Here is a 24,870-nt window from a genome sequence, read left to right on the forward strand (position 1 = left end):
CCGATGAACCTTGGGGACGATTTGGCCAGGTACGTCCGGGACGATACCGCCCTCGCCCGGCCACGCGCAGCTTGTCGCCCGCCCCTCGGTGGGTGCCGATGTCAGGTTCATAGCGGGGTTCCGCCGGGTTGACGGAACTCCGCTGTTCGAAGAATCCGGGCAGACGGCCGGGCGGGATCACCGCTCGGCTGTCCAGCCGGACGATGTGTGCCTACTCCCCCGGTTCCTCCACCGGCCTGACCGTGCGGCCCAAGGTCGCCGCTGCGAGCAGGGCGGCGACGACGGCCGCGATACCGCTGATGAGGTAGCCGAGCGAGTAGCCGTGTCCGAGGGCGTCCACGGCGAGCGGAACGGCTCCGGCGTGGGGCGCCGTCGGCGGGGCCGAGTTCACTGCCAGCGGACCACCCGCTTTCGCCACGGCCGCCGCGGCTGCCTTGGCGTGCTCGGGCAGTGCGCTGGCCGCGAGCGAGGTGGTGAAGTCCCCCGCTGCCCGGCTCAGCGCCACCGCGCTGATCACGGCCGGGCCCAGGGTGAAGCCGAAGTCCCGCAGCAGGCTGGTCGCCCCGCTCGCCATGCCCGCGAGCCGCACCGGCACGGTGTTGACCGCGACCGCGCTGATCGACGTCACCGTCAGCGCGAACCCGAGCCCCACCGCCAGCAGCGGCCCCACCAGGGAGCCCAGGCTTCGGTCCGTGATGGACACCGTCGATGCCCAGAGGTCGCCGACTCCGGTGAGCAGCAAGCCGCCGCTGAGGATCCAGCATGGGCTGACGTGCTCGATCAGCCGGGAGGTCAGCGGGGCGACGACGAGCGTCACCCCGTTGAGGACCACGAACGCGGCCGCGGCGAGCAGCGGGCTCTGGTGCTGGACCGGACCGAGCCGGATGCTGGTGCTGTAGGCCGTGGCCACGAAGCTGAACATGCCGACCACGGTCACGAAAGCCGACACCGTGAACGCCCGGTTGCGGAAGACGTCGAGCCGGAGCAAGGGGGCCGGCGAACGCAGTTCGACGACCACGAACAGCGCGAGGAACACCGCCGCGATCACGAACGCCAGCACCACGGCCGTGCTGCCCCAGCCGTCCGTACCGCCCTGGATGACCGCGTACATCAGCGCGAACAACCCGATCGCGATCGTGATCTGGCCCGGCCAGTCGAGCGACCGGCCTTCGGGAGCACGCGAATCCGCCGCGAACAGGCTCACGACGCCGCTCAGCGCGGACAGCGCGATCACGACGACGAACGCCCATTTCCAGGATCCGTTGTCGGCGGAGATCCCCGAGATCACCGGGGCCAGTGCGGCGCCCGCGGCCAGCGATGCGGCCCACAGCGTGACACCGCGCGCGCGTTCATGGCCGGTGCGAGTCCCGATGGCGACAACCGCCAGGGAGGTGGGGAACAGAGCGGCCGCACCGAGTCCCGCGATCGCCCTGCCGGTCCACAGCTGGGCCGTTCCGGCGGCGGTGGCCGTGACGAGGTGCCCGGCGATCAGCGCCACGGCACCCAGCACCAGGAGCCGTTTGCGGCCGAACTTGTCGCCCAGCACACCGAATGTGAGGGCGAGCGCGGTGACCGGGAGCAGGGAGGCGTCGGTGATCCAGGCGATCTCGCTGCCGTCGGCGTGCAGCCGGCTCTGGAAGAGTCCGTTGAGGACGGTCGGCATCGCGATGGTGATCTCGGCGACGCATACCGCCAGGCACGCCGCGAACAACGTCGCGAAGCCCAGTTTCTGCTCAGGTCTTGACTTCGGAACGGCGACCACGCTGGCGCCGTCCTGTTCGTAGGTCGAGGAACTCATCTCCGCTGTCCTTTCAGCGTCGGTCCCAGGATCAGGAAGTGGGCAGCCGGTCGAGCAGCTCGGCGAACTTGGCCGCGACCCGGTCGCGCAGCTCGGGTGAAGCCTCCGCGACAGCGGGGAAATCGCGGCCGAACGGGCGGACCGCGGTGATCAGCGCGCGCGAGTTCGTGGTGGTCGCGCGATCGAGGCGCGGATCGAGCGGGCCGCTCCACGTCCCGCGGATCAGGTCGATGTCCTGGGCCGGATCGCAGCGCGTGGACATGGCCCACAGCACGTCGAAGGTGTTGGTGGGGTCGATGTCGTCATCGACGACGACCACGAAACGGCCCAGGTACGAGCTGGATTGACACGACGCGGCGAGCAGTGCGGCTTGCTTCGCGTGCCCCGCGTAGGCCTGCTTGATCGAGACGACGGTGAACATCCGGGCCGCGCCGGCCTCGTGACACCACACGCCTTGCACCCCGGACAGGCCCGCCCGCTCGATCTCGTCTCACACCATGCCGGCCTTCATCACGCACTTGCTGTAGGAGAAGTTCGACGGTGGACGGATCGGCGACGCGACGGTGAGGATCGGGTTGTCCCGGTGGTAGACGCGGCGAACGCGGACCACCGGCTGCTCGCTGCGGCCACCGGCGTAGTAGCCGGTGAACTCGCCGAACGGGCCTTCGGGCGCCGTCTCGCCGGGATGCAGCTCACCTTCGATCACGAACTCCGCGGCAGCCGGCATCGGCAGTCCGTACAGTTCGGAACGGACCACCTCGATCGGGGCGCCTCGATGCCCGCCCGCGTAGTCGTACTCGGACAGTCCCCAGCGCAGCTCGTTGCCGGAAGCGAGGAACAGCAACGGGTCGTGGCCGCAGGAGATCAGCACCGGGCAGGGCTTGCCCTGGGCGAAGTACTTCTCCCGGATCTGGCGGCCCTGCTTGCCCGGCGAGATCCACAGCCCGGTCCGATCCGGGCCCTGGACCATCGCCCGGTACGTGCCGATGTTGACCCAGCCGTCGTCGGGATCCTGCATGATGATCAGGTCGTCGGTGCCCAGGTAGCGCCCGCCGTCGAGCTCGTGCAGCCGAGGCGCCGGGATCGCGGTCAGATCGATCTCGCCCTCGCGCAGGATGTTCTGCAGCACCGGACCACTGTCTACTTCGGACGGCGGAATCGGCTGGTGGGTCTGCATCCGTTCGCGGTAGGAGTTCACCGCGGCCAACGGGTGGCCCGGCCGCGGGAAGCCCATCGTCAACGCCAGGCGCTGGGCGGAGTTGGTCGCGCCGGAGAGCACGCGAAAACCTTTGCTGTCGCCGGTGAGCTTATCGAACAGCAGCGCGGGAGCGCCCTCGCCGCCGCGATGGGCGACCAGCTCGATCAACGTGCCCAGTTCCAGGTCCGGATCAGCCTCGGGGACCCGGACGAGCTGGCCGAGCTTGTCGATCCGGTCGACCAGCTCTCGCAAGTCCTCGTGGGGTTGGGGATAGTCGTTGTACACGCCTCACTCCTTTTGGACCCGACGGTAGGCTGAACCCGTCCGGTCCCGGAATCTTGCCGTCCCACAATTCTTCTGTGCGGGACGGCGTGATTCACTTCGGAGGTGGACCGCCTCGAAGAGGAAAAATTCCCACGAAGTCCACAGTAGACCGGCACGGAATCCGCGCCGGAGGCTTCCCGCGTTCCACGCAGAGGGTCAGAACCAGCGCGGAAGCTCCGGCAACTCGCCACTTTCCGCGACCACACCGACGGTTCCGCGGCCGGTCACCCAGCGCACGAGATCGGGCAGACCACCTGAAACGGTCGAACCGCCCTCGCCCAGGACGCTCGGCGCCCGACCCGTCGGGGCGAGCACCAGGTGTACCGCTTCCTGCCGCCGTCGCCACCCCCGCAGCACATCGGCGAGCAGCTCGTCGAGCAGATCGCCGGGGAACTCCCGGGTGGTCGCGCCGTTGTCCAGGTCGAGGGTGTGCACCCACACTTCGCGGGTGCGCATCCACGCCGTCTCCCGAACGGGCACCAATCGGCCCAACGCGGTGCGGACCTGCGCGTCCCAGGAGGTGTCCGGCAGGTCGCGCCACTCGGTGTCGAGGTGTGCGGCGGCGTGGGCGACCAGGCTCCGCAACGCGCGAGCCGGCAGCGTGGCCCCCGCGCGGATCTCCGCCTGCCGTTGCTCCGCTGAGGCGTACATCGGGGTCTCGCCACCGGTCCGCGCCCAGGTGAGCAACCGGGTCAGCGCCCGGGCGTTGTAGCCGACGTGGGCGAGCACGTGCCGACGGGACCAGCCCGGCAGCAGGCTTGGTTCGTCGAGCTCGGCGTCTGACAGTTCGCCGAGCTTCCGGGCGAAGTAGGCCGTGCCCCGCCGGGCCCAGAGCAGTTCGCGCGCCGGCGCGTGGGGCGAGTCGTAGCGGGCTCCAGGCCCTTGCCGTTCCCGCAGGGCCGCGCGCGCCGCGTCCTCGGAGGTGACGCTCATGCGCCGGCCGCGGCTCGTTCCGGCCCACCGCTCACCTTTTCCGCCACCGCGACGTTGACCAGCTCACCGATTCCGTCGATGCGTGTGGTCAGCGTCTGCCCTGGTGCGAGGTAGCGCGGGGGCTTGCGCGCGTGCCCCACGCCGCCGGGGGTTCCGGTGGCGATGACGTCACCCGGCTGCAAGGTGACGATCGTGGAGATGTAGCGCACCAGTTCCCCGGCGCCGAACACGAGGTCGTCGAGCGTGGTCCGCTGCAGCTCGTCGCCGTCGACGGACGTGACCAGCTGGGCGCCGGCGGGCAGCTCGTCCGGTGTCACGAGCACCGGCCCGAGTGGCGTGCTGTTCTCCCACGTCTTGCCCTGGAACCACTGAGCCGTGCGGTACTGGTAGTCGCGCATGGTGACGTCGTTGAGCACCGAGTACCCGGCGATGGCCGCCACCGCTTCCTCGGCCGAGGCCCGGCGCACACTCGTGCCGATGACGACGGCGAGCTCACCTTCCCAGTCGACCCGGTCGGATTCCGGCGGCAGCAGGATCTCGTCGCGCGGCCCGATCAGGGCTTCGGGGTACTTGGCGAACAAGGTGGGAAATTCGGGTAGCTCGCGACCCATTTCGAGGATGTGGTTGCGGTAGTTGAGCCCCACGCACACGATTTTGCCGGGCCACGGCACGACCGGCGCGAGGTCCGCGGTGGCGTAGTCGTGCCGCGCACCGTCCGCGGCTGCGGCCACGTCCAGGCCACCCGCCCGCAGGAGGGCGCCGACGTCGGTGAATCCGGTTTCGATCGCCGTGGTGCCGTCTACCCGCACGGCGGCGGTCGTCCCGCCGACCCGGATCGTCGCCAGTCTCATCGGTCTTCTCCTTCGACATGGGTGCGGTGGAAGTGCAGGTGCTCCATGATCGGAGCGTCCGAGAAGCGGAAGAGGTCGAACGCGCTCTCGGCGCGCAGGGACCAGGGCACCCAGGAAGGCACGACGAACAGGTCGCCCTTTTCCAGCCGGTGTTCGACGCCGTCCAGGACCACCTCACCGCGGCCCTCGAAAACCTGGAACACGCTGGAGCCGACCTCGCGCCGCGCCCGCGTCTCGACGCCCGCTCGCAACCGGTGGAACTCGGCCCGGATCGTCGGCATGACGTCGCCGCCGGTGGTGGGGTTGACGTAGCGCACCGCGGCGTGGCCCGGCCCGACGGTCGCGGGCTGGCCCTCGTCCTCGAGCAGGAGCTGCTCGGTCAGCGCCGCGTCGGTGTGTGCCCAGCGGTAGGCCGCGATCGGTGAGGACACCGTGTCCTGCAGCCCGGAGAGCGGACGCAGTCCCGGATGCCCCCACAACCGCTCGCTGCGGGAGAAGTTCGGCGTCGCGTCGTCGGTGACCCGATCCGCGCCGAACTCGAAGAAGCCGACGTCGGTGTAGTGCGTGAACGGGATGTCCAGGCCGTCGATCCAGGCCATCGGCTGGTCGGTTTCGTTGTGGTGGCCATGAAAACGCCAGCCGGGGGTGAGCAGGAAATCACCGCGGGACATGCGCACCGGATCTCCGTCCACGACCGTCCACACGCCCTCCCCCTCCACGACGAAGCGGAACGCGTTCTGGGAATGCCGGTGCTCCGGCGCCACCTCCTTCGGGCCGAGGTACTGGATCGCCGCCCACAGGGTCGGGCTCGCGTAGGCGAGACCGGGCAGGCCCGGATTGGCCAGCGCGATGGCGCGGCGCTCACCGCCACGCCCGACCGGCACCAGCTCACCGGCGCGCTGCGCCAGGGGGTAGAGCGTCGACCACCGCCACACGTGGGGCACGGCCTTCGGTTTCGGGTGCATCGGCATGAGGTCGTCGATCTGCGTCCACAGTGGAATGAGGTGCTCGGACTCGAAGTCCTGGTACAGCTCGGCCAGCTCCGGACTTTCCCCACTGGTCATCTCGTTCGCGGCCGGGCCACGGCCGATCACCTGCTCCGTCTCCGGGGACATGCGCGCTCCTCTGGTGTTCGGCGACGTACGACCGGTCTTCCCGGAGCGTAGGCAGAGTCTTCCGGACAACGCAAAGACGACGTATGGTTTTTCTGTGGAGCAGAATTCCGGACCGTATCGCATCGAAGCGGTCGACCGGGCGCTCACGCTGCTGACCCTGCTGTCCGAACACGGCCACGTCACCGTGACCGAGGCGAGCCGGGAACTGGGTGTGGCCCCCTCGAGTGCGCATCGGCTGTTGTCGACGCTGTGCCACCGCGGGTTCGCGGCGCGCGGGGACAAGCGGCAATACCGGCCAGGACCGGAGCTGCTCGCGCTGGCCACCTCCGGCTGGGCGCCGCCGCTGGCCGACCGGGTTCGGCCGTACCTCGAGCGCCTTCACGCGGACGTCGGCGAGACCGTGCACCTGATGGTCCGCGCCGCGGCCGACATCCGGTTCGTCGACGGCATCGAGAGTCACCATCCGCTGAGGGTGGGCCTGCGGACCGGCGCACGAATGCCGGCGTATTGCACGTCCGGCGGCAAAGCGATGCTGGCCGACCTCGACCCGGCGGAGGTCGCCGCGCTGCACGCCGCCGGGCTACCCCCTTGGCCCGGCGAGAAGATTCACGACGTCGCGGCGCTGCACGACGAGCTCGCTGCGGTGCGCCGCAACCACTTCGGGCTCAACCACGACGAAAGCGAACCCGGCGTCACGGCGATCGGCGCGTCCATCGGTGTCATCGACGGCCAGCCGGCCGCACTGGCGATCGCCGTGCCCACGGCGCGGTTCGCCTCGGCCGATCCGGAGGCGATGGCCGCGCACCTGCTCCGGACCTGCGGCGACGTGAGGGAAGCACTGACCGCACGAGCCCGGTGACTCGTCATAGATCGGCCGAGGCCCGCCGGCAGTGTTCCTCGATGGCCTTGGCCAGTTCCGGGATCCGGGACCGGGGGCACCGTGGGCTCGGCAACGCGACGGCGAACGCCGCCAGCGCCCGCCCACTGCCGTCCCGCACGCAGGCACCGATCGCGACGATGCCGCGGTCACTCTCGCCGTAGTTGGTCGCGTACCCGCGGCGGCGGATCCCGGTCAGCTGCTGCAACAGGGCCGCCCGGTTCACGGTGCCGCTGCCCGGCAGTGCGGGCAGGTCCCGCGGGTACAACGCGGTGAACTGCTCCTTGGACAGCTCGGCCAGCAACGCCTTGCCGCCCGAAGTGACGTGTGCGGGCAGCAGCATCCCGGTCCGCGCCCCGACCCGCAGTATCTGCGTGCTTTCCACGCAGTCGAGGAATCGGGCGCCGTTGCCCTCCAGCACCATCAGGTGACACGTCTCCCCCAGCCCCTGGCTCAGCTCCGCCAGGTGGATGTGCAGCGCCGCGCGCAGATCCAGCGGTGAGGGGCCGGGCCGCACCATCCGCTCGAACGCCGGCCCCGGCCGGTACACCTTGTGCGAGTCCTGCACCGCGAACCCGCGGTGCCGCAACGTGATCAGCAACCGGTGCGCGGTGGACCGGGCGACACCCAGCTCGTCGGACGCCTCGCTCACCCGAAGCCGCCCTCGTTGGGCCAGCAGTTCCAGCAGCCGAAGCACGTTGTCGGCCGACTCGACCAGGTACCCCGACTCGTCCCGCATAGCAGAATTCTACAACCTGCGGATTCCGATGGCTGGTCGCGCGAACTTAAGGTCCAGGCACAGCCCTCAAGGAGGAGGTCGCTTTGTCCGCTGACACCATCGACATCCGCACGGAACTGCGGACCGCTCCACTCCGGACCTTCCACTGGTTGCTGGTTCTGCTCGTCGCCCTGGCGACCCTGTTCGACGGTTACGACACCTTCATCCCGTCGTACATGATCCACTTCGTGGTGAAGCCCTGGCATCTGTCCGGTGGGGCAACCGGTTTCCTGGTGTCGTCCGCGTTGATCGGGTTCGCCGTCGGCTCGCTGGTCCACGGCGTCGTCGCCGACCGGATCGGCCGCCGTCCCACCCTGATCGCCGGCCTGCTGATCGCCGGGGTGTTCAGCGTGCTGACCGGCATCTTCGGCACCACGTTCCCGGCCTTCGTCACGCTGCGCGCGGTGACCGGGCTGGGCCTGGGCGTGCTGCTGCCGCTGGGCACGGCGTACGTGAACGAATACCTGCCCGAGCGGGTGCACAACCGGCTCACGGTGCTCGGTGGCACCGGCTTCGCACTCGGCGGCGTGCTGGCCGCGGTCCTCGGCGTCGCGCTCACCGAAGGCGGCCACTGGGAGTCGCTGTTCTACGTGGGCGGTGCCGCCGCGGTGCTGGGCGTGATCTACCTCGCCGTGTTCCCCGAATCGGTGGAATTCCTGGTGGCCGGCGGAAAGCAGGAGCAGGCGGTGCGCCTGCTGTCCCGGCTGCGGCCGGACCGCGCCCAGTCCTACCGCGAACACGGGCTGTCCGTCGACCGGCAACCCCGGGACTGGCGGCTTGTGCTCGCGCCCCGCTACCGGACGCGAACCGTGGCGCTGTGGGTGTCGTCGTTCTTGCTGCTCTTCGGCGTCTACGGGCTGTCCACCTGGACACCGCAGCTGATGATCGCGCGCGGCGAGACCTTCGCGACCGGCTACACCTTCGGCGCCGTACTGCAAGGGATGTCCATCGTCGGTGCCCTGCTCGGCGGCCTCGTCGCCGACCGCTATCTCGGCGCCCGGCGCAGCTTGATGCTCTGGTGCGGCCTGGGCGCGGTGGCCACGCTCGTCCTCGCCGTCGGCGGTTCGACGGCGGTGAACATCGTCGCGGTCGGGTTCGCGGGGTTGTTCATCATCGGTGGCCAGTTCCTGCTCAACAACATCTGCGCGGCCACCTACCCGGTTCAGGCCCGCGCGACGGGCGAAGGCGCGATGCTCGGCGTCGGCCGGGTCGGCGGCATCCTCGGCCCCTCGATCGGCGGCGCGTTGCTGAGCGCGTTCGGTGGCAGCGCCGTGCTGTTCGTCGCGGTCGCGGTGGCGGCCGTGCTCGCCGTGGTCAGTACGTCCTTTGTGCTCGTTCGCACTCACGCACCTCGCCGGGTCTCCCCGGCGGCACCCCGAGAAGAAATGGAGCACTGATGTCGGAAGTCGTCATCATCGGTGGAGGCATCGGCGGCCTGACCCTGGCCCTCGAACTGCACGCCGCCGGCGTCGACTGCACGGTCCACGAAGCGGTCGACGAGCTCTCGGCCGTCGGTGTCGGGATCAACCTGCTGCCGCACGCCACCCGGGAACTGACGCGGCTCGGCCTGGCGGACGAGCTGTCCGCCGTCGCGATCGAAACCGAGAGCTCGCTCTACTTCAACAGGTTCGGCCAGCGGATCTACACGGAGCAGACCGGCCGGACCGCGGGATACCCGTGGCCCCAGTTCTCCATCCACCGCGGCGACCTGCACGACATCCTGGTGCGCGCGGTCCGCGACCGGCTCGGTCCCGACCGGCTGGTCACCGGCCGACGCTGCGTGGCGGTCTCCCAGGACGCCACCGGGGCCACGGCGGAGTTCGAGCAGGGCAGCGTGCGCGGCGCCCTCGTCGTGGGCTGCGACGGCGTGAACTCCGTCGTCCGCCGGCAACTGCACCCGGACCAGAGCGGACCGGTGTACTCCGGCTACAACATGTGGCGCGGCGTCACCCCGTGGCCCGCCATCCTCGGCGGCGCCAGCATGATCCGCGCCGGCTGGCTCGCCACCGGCAAGCTCGTCGTCTACCCCATCCGCAACGACGTCGACCACGAGGGCCGCCAGCTCGTCAACTGGGTGGTGGAAATCGAGACGCCCCAGCACTCCGACCGTGACTGGAACCGCACCGGACGGCTCGAGGACTTCCTGCCCGCCTTCGCCGACTGGCAATTCGACTGGCTGGACGTCCCGGCGCTGCTGTCCTCGTCCACGACGATCCTGGAATACCCGATGGTCGACCAGGAACCACTGCCCTGGTGGGGCACCGGCCGCATCACCCTCCTCGGCGACGCCGCCCACCCCATGGTGCCGCGTGGTTCCAACGGCGCCGGACAGTCCATTTTGGACGCCCACACCCTGGCCGCCAAACTCACCGCGACGACCGACGTGGTCGCCGCCCTGGCCGCCTACGAGGCCGAACGCCTCCCTGCCACCGCCGCCGTGGTCCGTGCCAACCGCACCACCCCACCCGACGCGATCCTGCGCGAGGTCTACGAACGCACCGGCGACCGCCCCTTCGACCGGCTCGAGAACGTCGTCGACCCACGGGAACTGGAGGCGATCCTGACCAGTTACAAGGAGATCGCCGGGTACTCGCTGACAGTGCTGTCAGCCCAGCGCTAAAGGGGCCTGGCGCGGCGCTCTGGTCACGGGTCTCGGCCTGGATCCGGAGAGCAAGTCCGGCCGCCGCCCGGCGACGTCTCCCCGTCCCGGGCGAGCTTCGCGACCTCCAGCGCGCCGCGCGGGACTGCGCCACGGCCTCCTTGTTCTCGGGCAGTGGCGAGCAGCGACGCCCGCAGGCGCCTTCGGTCCGGCGGAGCCCGCCGATCACGCGGTCCCGATCCGCGACGGGGCAGACGACAATGAGGTCGTCCCCGTCGCCGAAGGACGCGGTGGTCGCGGTGGTCGCGAGCAGGGTGGCAGTCGAGCACGCCGACTGGGCTGCCGAGCTGAGCTACTCGCGTGAAACCTTTCAAGCGGCACCCTAACCAGGGTTCCCGGGGAATGTCAACGCCGGGCAATTCCGAGGTTGCCGGGAGACTCGCGGTGGCCAGCGATTCCGTTGTCCGTGGCGGGAACGCCAATTCCCGGATTCGTCTGGTGTCGCGGCTCTCGCAGCCAAGAATTCCGCGTTTCCCCTCGGCATCCTGAACCGATTCCGCCGTACGAAGGCGATGTTTGACGCTTGACAACGGCCGCGCAGGAGCTGGAAACTAGAGTGACTCGACTTGAAACGTTTTAATAAGTTCGATCCTCAACGGAGAGGCCACTGAGTGCGTACGGCACCATCGCGGGTGTACCGCACCGGCCGAAGGCGCGCCGGCCCGCTGTCGCGGACGCCTGGTCGCAAACGCCGCCGGGTAACGGCATCAGGTCCGCTGGACGACGCCTTCCCTCCCCACCCCTGTGTCGTCGATGGACGATCAATGTCCGAACAACGGTGCGGGCGTATTGCGCGGCAGGGCCGGCGACGCACTGCCGGCGCCGGATCCGCGCACGCCGGCGCTTGAGGGTTCGCCGCCCTCGCCTGCGACTGCTTCCGGCCGCACGGCATCGCAACGCTTCAAGATCCATTCATCACAGCAAGAACCGTTCCCTGCCTGCCCCAGGAGGACCGATGGAAGACAGCAAGCCCGGCTTCGACCGTAGAGATTTTCTCAAGATCAGCGGCGGTGTCGGCATGGCAGTGGCGCTCTCAGGCTTGGTCGGCGCCGGCTCCGCCGAGGCTTCGTCGACGAGTATCGCCGACAAGTTCATCAAGGCCCAGCACGCGCTCCTGGACAACCCGGAAGGCAAGTACCGGCCGGGCACAAGGTGGTGGCTGGCCGAAGGGCTGCACACCGACGCGACCATCAAGGCCGACATGAAAACCCTCCACGACATGGGCATCGGCTCGGTCGAGATCGTCTGCATGCCCGAGCCCAATGTGGACAGCGACCTGAGCGGCACGGTCTTCGTCAGCAACACCACGGGAAAGACCCCCCAGCAGATCTACAGCTGGGGATCGGATGAGTGGAAGAACGACACGAAGCTCATCATCCAAGAGGCCAACAAGTACGGCATGGGCTTCTCCATGACCAGCGGCACCCACTGGGCGAACGCGAACCTGCCGATCGCGAACCTGAAGTTCGATGACGACGGAGCCGGCAAGGCGCTGGGCTACGCCATCCAGACCACGACCGGCGGCACCGCGTTCACCGGCGCCCTGAAGCGCTCGGTGATGACCGTGGCCGGAACCGTGCGGCAGGACCTGATCGCCGTGGTCGCGGTCCGACGAGCAGCCGGCAACACCGGCTCGGTCACCGCCGACGGCAGCATCTCCGGCACCATGAGCTACACCGACACGTCGGTCGTGTTGACCGGCAAGGTCACCCTCAACGGCACCCCGGTGACTCCGAGCACGATGAAGGACCCCACGGGCAAGGCGGGTTATTCCCTGACCTGGACGCCGCCGGCGGGGACCGGAACCTGGGACATCTACGCGTTCTGGATGCAGGCGACCGGCCAGTCACCGACACCCTCGGCCACACAGAACGTGACCATCAACTACATCGACCCAGCCGGCATGCAGGACTTCATCGACTACTACAAGAATCACGTGTTCAACGACCGTGAGCTGAAATCGGCCATCATCGACAACGGCCGCGGCGAGATGTACATGGACTCGCTGGAGATCTCGACCAGCAACTCCAACGGCGGCGAATTCTGGGGCTCCACGCTCATGAGCGAGTTCCAGAAGCGCCGCGGGTACAGCCTCGAGCCATACCTGCCCTACGTCATCAGGAAGGACGGCCGGGCGGGCCTCACCTCATTCCTGGTCGCCGGAGCCGACCAGGTCGCGGTGAACAAGATTCGCAACGACTTCTTCGAGACGATCACCGACATGTACACCGACAATGTTCTCAAGCCGCTTCGGGCCTACCTGAACGATGAGATGAACATGAAGCTGCGGGCCGAGATTTCGTACAACGTGGGTTATGAGATCACCACGCCGGCCCAAGGTGTGGACTACGTGGAAACCGAATCGCTTGATTTCGGGAACCAGTTGGATTCGCAGCGGACGTTGTCGGGTGCGGCCCACACTCACGGGCTGCGGTACTCCAGTGAGACCGGCGCGATCAGTGGCGAGAACTACACCTGGCCGCAGGACCGGTTCATGCAGATCATCAACACCCAGTTCGCCTCCGGCGTCAGCCACACCGTATTCCACGGCTACTCGAGCATTTCCGGCGCTGACTCCAGCGACCCGTCGAACCCCTGGGACGGTACGTACTGGCCGGGCCACGAAGGCATGTACGCGCGATACTCGGAGCGGTGGGGTCCGCGCCAGCCGGAGTCCACGCAGTACGGCGACTACCTGCCGATGATCGCCCGCACCCAAGCCGTGCTGCAGCAGGGCAAGCCGCAAATGGACCTGGCGGTGCTGCGCACCGACTACGCCTTCAACAGCGACCACCCCCACCCCGACTTCATGCGGCACCGGAGGGCCAACTACTTCAAGGATCTCGAACTGCAGGACAACGGGTACACCTACGAATACTTCGCACCCGAGATCCTGGAGAACAAGCGCGTCAAATACAGCAAGACCGACGGTCTGATGCCCGAAAACGTGGGATACCAGGCGATCGTCATCTACCAGGACTCCATCCGGCTGAAAAGCGCCCAGGCAATCTACGCTCTTGCCCGGCAGGGCCTGCCCGTTGTCGTCGTCAACGGCCTGACCGAGACGTTGAGTGCGACCAGGAACTACCTGAACACCAAGGCGGCAATCCGCACCCTCGGCAACGAGGGCACCGACTCCGACTTGGCGAAGGTGATGGCACGGCTGAAGAAGCTCCCGAACGTCAACGAGGTCAACGCGAACGTCCCCCAGAGCGCGACCACCCCCGACCCCGCAGCCGAGGACTACGAAGAGAAGTACTACTACGGCAAGACCGGCGTGTACAGCGCGCTGAAGCGGCTCGGAGTGCGGCCCCGCGCCGAATACGCCGAACCGAATCAGACCGTCCTCACCGCCATGCGCAGGACCAAAGAGACCGTGTACCTGTGGGCCTACAACTACATGGAAAAGCGCGGCGACTACTTCAACAACCCGATCGACGCCGAAACCGTCACGACGACCATCAGCGTCGACGCGATCGGCAAGCCGTACCGCATCGACACCTGGTCAAGCGGCATCGAGGCGCTTGCCCTGTACAACTCTTCCGGTGGCCGCACCTCGTTCGAGGTGACTCTGGCGCCTGGACAGACCACGGTGATCGCCATCGACCTGAAAACCAAGACCGCCGCGCCCCTGCGAAGCACCAACGCGCCCCAGGGCAGAGTGACCGCCGACGGCGCGGCCATCCTCGCCACCGAGTCGGGCACCTATACCGCCAGGCTGGCCGATGGCTCCACTGTGACCAAGAAGATCTCCGTACCGGACAACGTCAACCTGACGAACGCGCCGTGGAACCTGGTCCTCACCAGCTGGACACCCGGCGAGAAGAAGATCTTGACCGAGGCACGCCAGGGCTACACCACCAAAGAGGTGTACTTCACCACGAAGAAGTCCGACATCAACGTGGGCACGACCAAGCTCATCCCCTGGAAGGACATGACCTTCACGGCGCAGAATCCGGCGTCGGTATCAGGTGTCGGCACATACAGCACCACATTCCGCCTGCCCGACACGTGGAATGACTCAAACGGTGCCTACCTCGACATCTCCTCCACCGGCGGCGCCCTGGCCCAAGTCTGGGTCAACGGCAAGAAGATCACCGGCTACGACTTCATCGCCGGACGCATCGACGTCAGCTCCGCGCTGAAAGCCGGCAGCAACACGATCAAGGTCGAAGTATCGAGCTCGCTGCGCAACCAAATGAGGGCGCTGGGCTACCCCAACCTGCCCGCCGCCGACACCGTCGCCGGCGCCGTCGCATCCTACGGCCTCCAAGGCAACATCTCACTGGACACCTTCACCGTCGCAGTGGTCGAACGCCCGGGCCACTCCAACCAGCCCGGGAAGTGATCTTCCCACCGCGCTGATCGCCGCAACCACGAAGATGGTCCCGCCGCTCATGAACGGCGGGACCATCTTTGCACCGGTGACATCTCGATCGTGGAGTCAGCGCGGTGGGCACGTCCGGTCGGTTCTGTGGTCAGTTGCGTCCGCCTCGTCGCCCATCGGATTGCCCGTGGTGAACAGTGAGGTGGTTGGCGACCAGGACGCCTGTCCGGGGTGTGGTGCGGCAGCCTGTCGGACACGCGTGCGGGCTCAGGCGTCGTGGCCATCGGTCTGCCGTCGCCAGACCAGCACGGTGACGGTGCCGGCGAGGATCGCCGCGGTGAGGGCGAAAGGGATCGGGATGAGGGGGTCGACGAGGACGAGGAGCCCGGCCAGAGGCAGGGCGGTGTTGACGACGCGGTCGGCGTGGGGCCTGATCGCGAGGGCCCAGATGCCGAGGACGAAGACGGCGAGCGGGATTGTGTAGGCGAAGGACGCGTAGGGCTGGTGCAGCGTGGTGTGCCCGGTGAGGACGTCGATCTCGACCTCGATGCCGGCGGAGAACGCGCCTGCGGCGGCGAAGATGAAGAAGTGCCCGTAGACGTAGGCCAGGGAGCTCACGACGTCTTTGATGGCGTGGTGGTGCGGGGGCCAGAAGTAGATCCACCACAAGGCCGCCGTGGCGATGAGCGTGAGCGCGGCGATACCGATGAGCCGGCCGGGCGACTCGGCGTCCCGCAGTGCCTCGATGATCGCGTTGGCGGAGGCGAGCAGGCTCTCGCCGAGGAGGATGAGGGTGAACAGGCCGTAGCGCTCGGTGATGTGGTGCGGGTGCCAGGGCGTGGTCCCGGTGCGCTCGGCGAGGATCGGCACGACGATTTCCGCGGTGACGAGCACGATCAGCGCGACGGTGAACATCCCGGTGGGAAGGAGCAGGGAGGCGAGCCACAGGGCTTGGACCAGTGAGATGCCGGCCGCGTACCTGAGCGTGGCCCGGCGGGTGGGGCCCGACGACCGGGACGCGCGGAGCCACTGGGCGACGAGTGCCGCGCGCATGACGACGTAGGCGATGATGAGCACCGAGTAGTCGTGTTCCTCGAAGGCGGGCCCGATGCCGGAGGCGAAGACGAGCACGCCACCCATCTGCACGATGGTGGTCACCCGGTACAGCCAGTCGTCGGTGTCGAAGGACGTGGCGAACCAGGTGAAGTTCATCCAGGCCCACCAGATCCCGAAGAACACGAAGCAGTAGTTGAAGATCCCGTCGAGTACGTGCCCCTCGGTGAGCCCGTGGTGCAGTTGCGCGGCGGCGATGCTCACGGCGACGACGAAGACGAGGTCGAAGAACAGCTCCAGCGTGGACGCGGCCCGTCCGGCCTCGTTCGGGTCGCGCGGCCTCATCGGGACGAGCCGGAATCGGGAATCGAGTGTCATGACGTGGGTCTCTCCGCGTGCGAGCGCCCCGGACGCCTGGGGGAGCGTCCGGGGCAGGTGGTCGGCAACTCGGTGCGTGGTGCGTCTGTCGACATCAGACGGAACCGGCTGCTTCGCACAATTCCACAGTGGATCGTGGGCGGCCACTTCGGCCGTTGATTCCGGGATTAACGATGACGGGCAGAATTGCCATTAATTCATCAGATTCGTCTTCGCAGTGGTGTTCAGCGACTTCGGCGAATGTGCTCCCGTTTCGGACTTCGACATGCCGGCGAAGAGAGAACCCGGCCCGACGGCGGAGAGTTCGTCGATGGCGGTGTCGTAGTGCCTGAAGTCCCCCTGCGTCCAGCGTCGACCAGGACTCCGGATCAGCACGAGCGATGATCCCCTTCTCGATCGATAAGCTATCCTTGACTTCATGTCCTGGCTGTTCGATCCGCGGCATCTGGTTACCCTCGAGGCGGTCGTGCGGCTCGGTTCGTTCGCCGCTGCCGCCGACGAACTGGGCTACACCCAGTCCGCGGTCTCGCAGCAGGTCGCGGAACTGGAACGACGGGTCGGCGCGCGGGTGGTGGTCCGGCGGCCCGTCCGTGCGACCGAAGCCGGGCAGGTACTGCTCGACACCGAGGCCGCGATCAGCACATCGATGAGTCGCGCTGCCACCGAGCTCGCGGCGCTCGCGGACGGAACCGGCGGCGAGGTGCGGCTCGGCGCGTTCATCTCGGCGGCAGCCTCCATCGTCCCTCCCGCGCTCGCACGCCTGCGGGCGACCCATCCGGGAGTCCACATCACGCTGCGCGAACTCGAGCAGCGCGAAACGCACGCGCTGCTGGTCAGGGGCGAGGTCGACCTGGCCATCACGTTCGACTACGAACACGCTCCCGAGCCGGCGCCGGCCGGGCTCAGGCAACAGCACCTCATGGACGATCCGATCATGGTCGTCCTTCCCGCCGGCCATCCCCTGGCGGGAGCCGACAGTGTCACCCCGGCCGACCTGCCGTCGGACGCGTGGATCAACACCGCGGTCGACGTCCGCGACTTGGCCGCGTCACCCGTCGGCGGCGACCGGGGAAGCGGACATCGGCTGGACTTCGACGGCATGGACTTCCGCACCGCGCTCAACCTCGTCGCGGCAGGACTCGGCGTCGCACTGCTGCCGCGGCTGTTGCTGCTGGACGCTCCCCCGAGCGTCGTGGTTCTGCCCATGCGGCAGCCCACGATCGTCCGTCGTCTCCACACCTGCCGGCTCGACACGAGAGGCGTGGCCGCGTCGATCAGGCGGCTGGAAATGTCCCTGCGGGAAGCGGTGGCGGAACTCTGAAACGACTCCGGATGGCCGACGAGACCGACTTCAGTCCACTCCGGCCACGGTGACCTCAGGATGTGCGGCCGTCCTCTTGCGCCGGACGGATTCAGTCACCAGCAACACCGAGCCGAACGACACGGCAGCCATCAGGGCCAGGTACAGAGCGATCGCGTTGGCCGTGTGGAACTCGGCGAACAGCGAGGTGGCGATGATCGGCGCGAGCGCACCGCCGGCGACGGCGCCGATCTGGTAGCCCACGGAAACGCCCGAATACCGCACGCCGGCGCCGAACATCTCGGAGAACAACGCCGGGCACGGGCCGTAGGTGAGGCTGAAGACGACCTGCGCCACCACGAGTGCCAGCGTGATCAGCACGGGCGAACCCGTGTTCACGAGCCAGAACATCGGAAAGCCCCACACTGCGAGCAGCACCGCGCCGGTGAGGAACACGCGCCGCCGGCCGATGCGATCGGACAGCGCGGCGGCCGCGGGGATCGTGAGTCCCGACGCGACAGCCGACACGAGCACCGCCACGAGGATCGTGCCGCGCGGTAGTGAAAGCGCTTGCGTGGCATAGGAGAGGATGTACACGGTCAGCAGGTAGTAGGCGCCGCCGTTGATCACGGTCGCGCCCGCGGCCAGCAGGATCTGCTTCGGGTGCGAGCGCAGGAGTTCCAGCAGCGGCGCGCGGCGCCGGGCCGGCTCTTCCGGTGCGGGGTGGGTTTCTTCGGCCCGCGACTGCGCGTAGAGCCCCACGCCGATCAGCACGATGCTCAGCAGGAATGGGATCCGCCAGCCCCAGGTGAGGAAGGCGGCCGGTGACACGGTGGCCGAGAGCACGAGGAACATCACGTTGGAGAAGATCAGCGCGATCGGCACCCCGAGCTGCGCGAAGCTGCCGTAGAAGCCGCGTTTGCCCTCCGGCGCGCACTCCGTGACGAGCAATACCGCACCGCCCCATTGACCGCCCAGTGCGAGGCCTTGGATCAACCGCAGCACCACGAGCAGGATCGGCGCGGCCACGCCGAGCGTGGCATACGACGGCAGCAAACCGATCGCGGTGGTCGCCGCGCCCATGATCATCATGGCGGTCACCAGCGCCGGCTTGCGGCCGAACTGGTCACCGAAGTGCCCGAACACGGCGGCCCCCACGGGCCGGATCAGGAAACCGACGGCGAACGTGCTGAACGCGAGCAGCGTGCCCGCGACCGAATCGACCGAGGGGAAGAAAAGCTTGTTCAGCACCAGCGCCGAAGCCGACGCGTAGATGAAGAAGTCGTACCACTCGATGGCCGAACCGGCGACGCTGACGAGGATGTTCTTTCTCATCTGCCGCGCCGTGCGGGCCGGTGGGGACAGCTGGCTCATGGGGTGAACTCCGTTGTTCGGTGGGGACTTGCGGACCTTCGCGATCAGCGGGCGACCGAGACGGCCGCGCGGCGGTGTTCGACCGTGGTCAACGCGCGGACCACTTCAGAACCCGCCTTCACTCCCCCGCGGGATGTTTTCACCCAGCTCGAAATACTTCGAATGGTGAAAGATCAACGGAGAAACATCGCCCACCTCCTTCGCCCCCAGGTCGACAACCTCGCCCACGAAGATCGAGTGGTCTCCTCCGTTGTAGACACCCCATTTACGGCACAGGAACCAGGCCAACGAGTCGCCGACCACCGGGCAGCCGTCACGCACGTCCATCTTTACCTCGGCCGAGACGGCCCACGGGCTGCGAGCGTAGAAGTCGGCGATCGCGCCTTGTCGATTCCCGAGCACGCTGAGCCCGTAGTAGCCGTCGGTCGCCTGCAGCAGCTCGTGCATGCGGCCGGGCTTGTTGACGCTGACCGCGCAGAGCCGGGGCTTCAGCGAAACCGGTGAGAACGAGCTGGCCGTCATCCCGTGCACGCCGTCGCCGTCAGGGATCGTGACCACGCTGACACCCGTCGGGAAATGCCGCAACGCGTGCCGGAAAGCCAAGGCATCACGTCCGTCGGGAACGAACGTGCTGGTGGGGACGGTCACTGCCGATCACTCCTCCTCGTGAGGCCGTCTGTCCGGCCGCCGGTAGGTCTGGCGAGCAGCATCCATCAGCGATCGCGGACCGCGCCAATGCGCGTTCTGCCGCCCGACATACCAGGAGTGGCATACCGCTACGACGCGACAAGCTCCCGGAGAATGCCGATCATCGCGCTGGCCGCGGGCGTGACTTCCCGGCCGGCGGCCAACGTGATCCCGACGCTGTGACTGGCCAGCTCGAACTCCGGCCCCAAACTCACCACACCCGCCAGTCCTTCGTGGATGGAGACGGACAGCGCGGCGATCGAGTCCGTGGCGAGGAGCAGATGCCTCACCGCGAGGTACGCCGTGGTCTCGACCCGGTTGACCGGCAGCGGAATACCACGAGCGCTGAAAAACTGGTCCAGCTCGCCGCGCAAACGAGCCTCCGCGTCGGGAAAGATCCACGGATAACCGGAAAGCTCCGACGCATCGATCCCTTCGCGGCCGGCCAGCGGATGCTCCGCGCGGACCACGAGCGACACGGCCTCCTCGTGCAGTGGGAGCCGGATGAAGTGTTCGTCCGTCGGCTGCGTCAGCCGGCCCACCACGAGGTCGAGGCGTCCCGACCCCAGTTCCGACAGCAGCCTGCGGGGCAAGGCCTCGGTCAGCTCGACGGTCAAGAGCGGGTGCCGGGCCTTCAAGACCTCCACCGCCCGCGGGACCAGAGCATTCGACCCCGTGAGGTGGATACCGATCGCGACCGTCCCGCGGTCGGCGTCCCGTAGCTGCGCCATGTGCTTCCCAGCCTGGCGAATCTGGGACACGACAGCCCGAGCATGCGCCGCGAACGCCTCACTGAACGGCGTCGGCAACAACCCCCTCGGGTTCCGGTCGTACAACGCCACCCCGAGGATTTCCTCGAGTTCGCGCAGCGTGCGGGTCGCGGCGGGCTGGGTGATGTTCAAATCATCGGCGGCCGCCACCAAGGTGCCGCGGCGCGCGATCGCGTCGACCAGCAGCAGATGCCGGATCTTCAACCGCCCGTCGAGAAGATTGGGCGTCATCACGGTGCTCGACATACCGATACACACAGAACTCCAGCCCACATTGGCATCGTGGCAACATACCGCAATCCGGCTCCGACGGAGCGCGTACGAGGCAGGAGCGCACGTTGCGCGCGAGCCTTCCCCGGCGGTCGCCACGACCGTCGGTAAGAACCGCCGGCCGCGCGCCACGAACGTCCTGTAGCCCGATCCGGGAATCACCCGGAGTCCGGATTTCGCGTGAAGGAGCAAACGGTCATGAACGAGAGTTTCGAGGGCCAGAAGGTCGTCGTGGTCGGCGGCAGCAGCGGTATGGGGCTGGCCACGGCCCACCAGGTGGTCGCCGCGGGTGGCACCGCCGTGATCACGGGCCGGAATCCCGAGCGAGTCCAGGCGGCAGTCGAAGCTTTGTCGCAGAAGGGAAAGGCCTGGGGCATCACGACGGAGCTGACCGACCGTGACCAGGTACCCGAGGTCCGCAAGCAGCTCGCTGCCGAACACGCCGATGCCAACCTGCTCGTCAACGCGGCGGGATTCTTCATCCCGAGGCCGTTCAGCGAATACGACGAAGCCTTCTACGACTCGTACAACGAACTGAACCGAGCGCTGTTCTTCATCACGCAGACGGTCGTCGCGGGCATGGTCGCGGGTGGCAAGGGCGGCGCCATCGTGAACGTCGGCTCGATGTGGGCGCACCAGGGCATCGCGGCGACCCCGCACACCGGTTACTCCGTGCAGAAGGGCGGTATCCACTCGTTCACCAAGGCACTCGCGATCGAGCTCGCCCCGCACGGGATCCGGGTCAACGCGGTCGCTCCCGCGGTCGTCAAAACGCCCCTGTACTTGGGCTTCGTGCCCGAGGACAAGCTCGACGAAACAGTCGACAGCTTCGCCGGCGTTCACCCGCTGGGGCGGGTGGGCACACCGGAGGACATCGCGAACGCCGTGTCGTTCCTGCTGTCGGACAAGTCGAGCTGGATGACCGGCGCCATCGTCGACGTCGACGGCGGCGTGATGGCCGGCCGCAACTGACCCGGGATCGGCAAAGCCTGGACAACCGAAGCCCGTCGGCGCTGAGCGCGAGCCAGCCCCGCCGGGCGTCCGGAACCGGTCACGGACCCACGGTTCCCGAATTCGTTGCGCCTCGGCGACCACGGCGGGTGGGCGCCGGTGCCGGCACCCGCCCGCCGGTCCGTCAGGAGGCGACGATCCCCTCACCGCCGACGGCGTCCGGCACCGCGATCGTGCCGACTGCCGTGAGGCTGCCGTCGCGCCCGATGCGGAAGGCGTCGACTTCGCCGTCCTTTCCGGCCTGGGCGTAGAGGAACTTGCCGTCACCGGACGCGGTGAGGTCGATCGTGCCGGCCGAAGCAGGCGTGTGGCCGATCAGCTCGAGCCGGCCGTGGCCCACGGAGTAGGTCGTGATGGTCCCGCTGCCGGCGTTGGCGGCGTAGGCGTAGTCGCCCGCGACCGTGATCCAGCAGGTCGCCGCCTGGCCGGTGGCCACGGTCTGGGCGACGGTCGCGCGTCCGGCCTTGTCGAGGTGGACCGAGGCGACCGCGTTCGGGCCCGCTTCCGTGAGCAGGACCCGGCCGCCGCGGTCGAAGGCGAAGCCGAAGGGAACCGAGCCGGCGCCGGTCGACGTGACCGTCGGCTGGGCGGACAGTCCGAGCAGAGTGTTGACCGAGTAGACCATCAGGCTGTCGCCGACGGCCTTGGTCGCCACGACGAGGTGCGATCCGTCGGGCGTGAACTCGACCTGGGCGGGGGTGTGCGTGAACTGAGGTTCGGCGTTGGGGTCGAGCCCCAGCGCCCGGTGCTGGCCCGGCAGCGGGATCAGGTGACCGCCGAGGTTCCAGTAGCCCTGGAGCGACCCGCCGTCCAGAGCGTTGAGGACGTAGACCCGGTCACCGTGGACGGCGACACTCACGGGGAATCGGCCGCCGGAGGCGAGAGTCTGGATGCGGACCAGCCGGCTGCCACGGACGGCGAACACGGTCACGGTGTTGCTGCCGGCGTTCGTCGCGATCAGCACTTGATGGCGTACGTCGTAGGCGAGCGAGCCCTGTGAAGCCTGGTGGTCGACGACCGACCCGTCCAGCACACCGCCGAGGCCACCGGTCTGGTACACAGCCGTTTGCGTCAGCGTCCCGTCGGTGGACCGGCGGTAGGCGACGACAGCGTTGCCCTTCGGGCTGTCGGTCTGCACGAACACCGCACCACTGTGGTCCTGTACCCCGGACGCCGAGGCCTCCGGAGCCGCGATCGTGATGGTCGCCAGAACAGCGGCAGCCCCGAGCGCGGCGCGGGTGATGATGTGTCTTGCCATTCTTTTGTCGGTTCCTTTTCTGTGGTCTCGCCGTTCGTTGTGAGACGGCGAGTCAGCGGCGCAGTTCAGTCGCGGCCGGGCACCGCGAAAGTGCGCGAGTAACGAGCACCGAAGCAGGCCGGCACACCTGGACCGAACGGCGCGCCACGCGACCCGTCGAGCGACAGGACGCGACCATCGGTTCCTCGTACGGGTGACTAGGTGTCGCTCGACCGCGCCGTCTTACCGACAGCGCCGCGATCATCCCTCGACGGACTTTCCCGGGGTACGAACGGGCAAATACGTGCGATCTCGCTCGACAAACGGGCCGGCGCCGGCGCGCTGTGGTGCGCGCCGGCGCCGGTAGCGAGGCAACGGGAGAGAACGGGCTCAGTTTCCGGCAGGCTCCGGTGCGACTCGAAGGACGACCGGACCACCGTTGGCGCCGGAAACAGCGCGCTGGAGGGCCGTCGCCGCCTCGGCCAGTGGCAGTGTGGCACCCACCGACAAGGTCAGCCTGCCATCACCCAGGAGCAGACAAAGCTCCTCGAGCTGGGCCGAATCCGGGCGCACGTAGACGTCAGCAACGCTGATGCCACGCTCGGCCGCCGGCGGGTCGCCGGTGATCGTCGCCATCCGACCGCCCGCTCGCAAAGCCAGGACGGCGTCGGCGCTGCCTCCGGAAACAGCGTTGACGGCGGCGTCGACGCCGACGCCGCCGGTCAGTTCACAGACGCGATCCGGCCAGCTGCTGTCGTGGTAGTCGACGACCTCGGTCGCCCCGGCCCGGACCACTCGAGCGGTGCTCGACGGTCCGGAAGTGGCGATCACCCGGACCCCACGCAGTGCGGCGAGCTGCACAGCCAACCCGCCGGTTGTCGTACCGGCACCGTGGACGAGCAGCGTCTCGTTCTCGGCGACTTTGAGCGCTTCGGAGAGCACCTGCTCCGCAGTGAGCGCAGGCACCGGGAACGCCGCCGCCGTGTCCCACGGCACGCCGAGAGGCTTCGGCACGAGCAGATCGGCGTCCACGACCAAGCGCTCGGCCCAGCAACCCTGGTGACGCAGCGGAACCGGATGGCCGAGAACTTCGTCGCCCGGCCGAAGGTTCGCGACCTTCGAACCGACCGCGACCACCGTGCCGGCGACTTCCACGCCGAGGGCCATCGGCGGTGTCAACCCGACGTTCCAGGCCCCGTCTCGGACAATGCCGTCCCAGTTGCCGACGCCGGCCGCCGCAACCTCGACCAACACTTCCCCGGGACCGGGACCAGCAGGCTCGGGGAGGTCGAGCACCTCGACTCGGCCACCGATCTCACGCACTCCAGCGGCACGCATCAATTCTCCCTTTCACTTTGATCGATTTGGTATTTTTTGACCGCTCGGCGATGGGGCCGACTTCATCCGCGCCGGCAAAGGTGCACGCGGGCGGCGCAATCGGTTGGCCGCGATCGACCTGCATCAAGACAGCCTCAGGTACGGGATGAACCGGCAACGAACGTGCCCCGATATCGGGTGCTTTTCGCCACCGAGTCGCGGCGGCTCCAGCCAGGTCGGCAGTGTCGGATCACATACGCGCCAACAGAGCTGCAACCTGATCGGCATCCGGGTGTTCGGGCTCACGGATCTCCAGCGCCGGGGTATCCGCGCGCCGTAATTCCTCCCACACAACCACACTAGTCACCCTTTGGACCCGTGATAGAGTCCAAATCCTCGAAAGAAATGGGTACCAATTCCGGGATGGAACTCTTACTGCCGATCGAACCGCCGACGCCCGGACAACCACGCCGGGTTCAGCTCGAAAGCGCCCTGCGCGAGGCGGTGCGGAGTGGCCGGCTAGTGGTCTGTGTTTGAAGTGGTCTGACGGTTGGACTTCTTGAGGATCTCGTCGGCGGTTTTGGTCCAGATGAAGGGGTGGCAGCGTTCGTTC

At 68.0% G+C, this 24,870-nt stretch carries 20 protein-coding genes; 6 read left to right on the forward strand and 14 right to left on the reverse strand.

Annotated elements, in window-relative coordinates:
* Positions 1 to 211 precede the first annotated feature (211 nt).
* The 6 genes from AB0383_RS37240 to AB0383_RS37265 all read right to left on the reverse strand — a co-directional run bounded on the left by AB0383_RS37240 (position 212) and on the right by AB0383_RS37265 (position 6,168).
* A complete protein-coding gene (locus AB0383_RS37240) occupies positions 212 to 1,798 on the reverse strand; it encodes an MFS transporter (RefSeq protein WP_366189784.1) in 1,587 nt (528 codons plus the stop codon).
* Between the two features lie 31 nt (positions 1,799 to 1,829).
* The gene (locus AB0383_RS37245) at positions 1,830 to 2,282 is read right to left on the reverse strand and encodes a hypothetical protein (protein WP_364179287.1); all 453 of its coding nucleotides are present in this window, start codon (positions 2,280 to 2,282) and stop codon (positions 1,830 to 1,832) included.
* A 6-nt stretch (positions 2,283 to 2,288) separates the two neighbouring features.
* Positions 2,289 to 3,281, reverse strand: coding sequence for a UbiD family decarboxylase (locus tag AB0383_RS37250; RefSeq protein ID WP_366189785.1), 993 nt, complete (start codon positions 3,279 to 3,281; stop codon positions 2,289 to 2,291).
* A gap of 195 nt (positions 3,282 to 3,476) precedes the next feature.
* Positions 3,477 to 4,253: a maleylpyruvate isomerase family mycothiol-dependent enzyme gene (locus AB0383_RS37255; RefSeq protein WP_364179131.1), complete on the reverse strand. Its 777-nt coding sequence runs from the start codon at positions 4,251 to 4,253 to the stop codon at positions 3,477 to 3,479.
* The gene (locus AB0383_RS37260; RefSeq protein ID WP_364179133.1) at positions 4,250 to 5,104 is read right to left on the reverse strand and encodes a fumarylacetoacetate hydrolase family protein; all 855 of its coding nucleotides are present in this window, start codon (positions 5,102 to 5,104) and stop codon (positions 4,250 to 4,252) included. The genes AB0383_RS37255 and AB0383_RS37260 overlap by 4 nt, the downstream gene beginning before the upstream one ends.
* Positions 5,101 to 6,168 (reverse strand): cupin domain-containing protein, encoded by a 1,068-nt coding sequence (locus tag AB0383_RS37265; protein WP_364179288.1) that lies wholly within the window; start codon positions 6,166 to 6,168, stop codon positions 5,101 to 5,103. Before AB0383_RS37265 ends, AB0383_RS37260 begins: the two co-directional genes overlap by 4 nt.
* A gap of 145 nt (positions 6,169 to 6,313) precedes the next feature.
* On the opposite strand from AB0383_RS37265, the gene AB0383_RS37270 reads away from it, so the two are divergent.
* On the forward strand, positions 6,314 to 7,078 hold the full coding sequence (locus AB0383_RS37270; RefSeq protein WP_364179135.1) for an IclR family transcriptional regulator: 765 nt from the start codon (positions 6,314 to 6,316) through the stop codon (positions 7,076 to 7,078).
* A 4-nt stretch (positions 7,079 to 7,082) separates the two neighbouring features.
* On the opposite strand, the gene AB0383_RS37275 is transcribed toward AB0383_RS37270, so the two are convergent.
* Positions 7,083 to 7,835, reverse strand: a complete 753-nt coding sequence (locus AB0383_RS37275; RefSeq protein WP_364179137.1) for an IclR family transcriptional regulator — start codon at positions 7,833 to 7,835, stop codon at positions 7,083 to 7,085.
* A gap of 83 nt (positions 7,836 to 7,918) precedes the next feature.
* Here AB0383_RS37275 and AB0383_RS37280 point away from each other — a divergent pair, with 83 nt between their 5' ends.
* The 3 genes from AB0383_RS37280 to AB0383_RS37290 all read left to right on the forward strand — a co-directional run bounded on the left by AB0383_RS37280 (position 7,919) and on the right by AB0383_RS37290 (position 14,881).
* Positions 7,919 to 9,271, forward strand: coding sequence for an MFS transporter (locus AB0383_RS37280; RefSeq protein ID WP_364179139.1), 1,353 nt, complete (start codon positions 7,919 to 7,921; stop codon positions 9,269 to 9,271).
* On the forward strand, positions 9,271 to 10,494 hold the full coding sequence (locus AB0383_RS37285) for a flavin-dependent oxidoreductase (RefSeq protein WP_364179141.1): 1,224 nt from the start codon (positions 9,271 to 9,273) through the stop codon (positions 10,492 to 10,494). The genes AB0383_RS37280 and AB0383_RS37285 overlap by 1 nt, the downstream gene beginning before the upstream one ends.
* A gap of 883 nt (positions 10,495 to 11,377) precedes the next feature.
* A complete protein-coding gene (locus AB0383_RS37290) occupies positions 11,378 to 14,881 on the forward strand; it encodes a glycosyl hydrolase (RefSeq protein WP_364179143.1) in 3,504 nt (1,167 codons plus the stop codon).
* Between the two features lie 246 nt (positions 14,882 to 15,127).
* On the opposite strand, the gene AB0383_RS37295 is transcribed toward AB0383_RS37290, so the two are convergent.
* Positions 15,128 to 16,291 (reverse strand): low temperature requirement protein A, encoded by a 1,164-nt coding sequence (locus AB0383_RS37295; RefSeq protein WP_364179145.1) that lies wholly within the window; start codon positions 16,289 to 16,291, stop codon positions 15,128 to 15,130.
* 418 nt (positions 16,292 to 16,709) lie between these two features.
* Here AB0383_RS37295 and AB0383_RS37300 point away from each other — a divergent pair, with 418 nt between their 5' ends.
* On the forward strand, positions 16,710 to 17,612 hold the full coding sequence (locus AB0383_RS37300) for a LysR family transcriptional regulator (protein WP_364179147.1): 903 nt from the start codon (positions 16,710 to 16,712) through the stop codon (positions 17,610 to 17,612).
* 30 nt (positions 17,613 to 17,642) lie between these two features.
* Here the strand turns inward: AB0383_RS37300 and AB0383_RS37305 are convergent, their stop codons facing one another.
* From AB0383_RS37305 to AB0383_RS37315, 3 genes are all read right to left on the reverse strand, one after another.
* Positions 17,643 to 18,965 carry an MFS transporter gene (locus tag AB0383_RS37305; protein ID WP_364179149.1) on the reverse strand — a complete coding sequence of 441 codons (1,323 nt, stop codon included), beginning with the start codon at positions 18,963 to 18,965 and terminating at the stop codon, positions 17,643 to 17,645.
* 105 nt (positions 18,966 to 19,070) lie between these two features.
* Positions 19,071 to 19,613 carry a flavin reductase family protein gene (locus AB0383_RS37310; RefSeq protein WP_364179151.1) on the reverse strand — a complete coding sequence of 181 codons (543 nt, stop codon included), beginning with the start codon at positions 19,611 to 19,613 and terminating at the stop codon, positions 19,071 to 19,073.
* 128 nt (positions 19,614 to 19,741) lie between these two features.
* Positions 19,742 to 20,668: a LysR substrate-binding domain-containing protein gene (locus AB0383_RS37315; protein WP_364179153.1), complete on the reverse strand. Its 927-nt coding sequence runs from the start codon at positions 20,666 to 20,668 to the stop codon at positions 19,742 to 19,744.
* Positions 20,669 to 20,890: 222 nt separating this feature from the next.
* Here AB0383_RS37315 and AB0383_RS37320 point away from each other — a divergent pair, with 222 nt between their 5' ends.
* A complete protein-coding gene (locus AB0383_RS37320; RefSeq protein WP_364179155.1) occupies positions 20,891 to 21,664 on the forward strand; it encodes an SDR family oxidoreductase in 774 nt (257 codons plus the stop codon).
* A 163-nt stretch (positions 21,665 to 21,827) separates the two neighbouring features.
* On the opposite strand, the gene AB0383_RS37325 is transcribed toward AB0383_RS37320, so the two are convergent.
* From AB0383_RS37325 to AB0383_RS37335, 3 genes are all read right to left on the reverse strand, one after another.
* Positions 21,828 to 22,961: a beta-propeller fold lactonase family protein gene (locus AB0383_RS37325; RefSeq protein ID WP_364179157.1), complete on the reverse strand. Its 1,134-nt coding sequence runs from the start codon at positions 22,959 to 22,961 to the stop codon at positions 21,828 to 21,830.
* Between the two features lie 369 nt (positions 22,962 to 23,330).
* Positions 23,331 to 24,278, reverse strand: coding sequence for an NADP-dependent oxidoreductase (locus AB0383_RS37330; RefSeq protein ID WP_364179159.1), 948 nt, complete (start codon positions 24,276 to 24,278; stop codon positions 23,331 to 23,333).
* Entirely contained in the window at positions 24,256 to 24,402 is a 147-nt protein-coding gene (locus AB0383_RS37335) for a hypothetical protein (RefSeq protein WP_364179161.1), read from the reverse strand. Before AB0383_RS37335 ends, AB0383_RS37330 begins: the two co-directional genes overlap by 23 nt.
* Between the last annotated feature and the right edge of the window lie 468 nt (positions 24,403 to 24,870).

Origin of the sequence: Amycolatopsis sp. NPDC051373 (assembly GCF_040689465.1) — a bacterium.
Taxonomy (GTDB): Bacteria; Actinomycetota; Actinomycetes; order Mycobacteriales; family Pseudonocardiaceae; genus Amycolatopsis.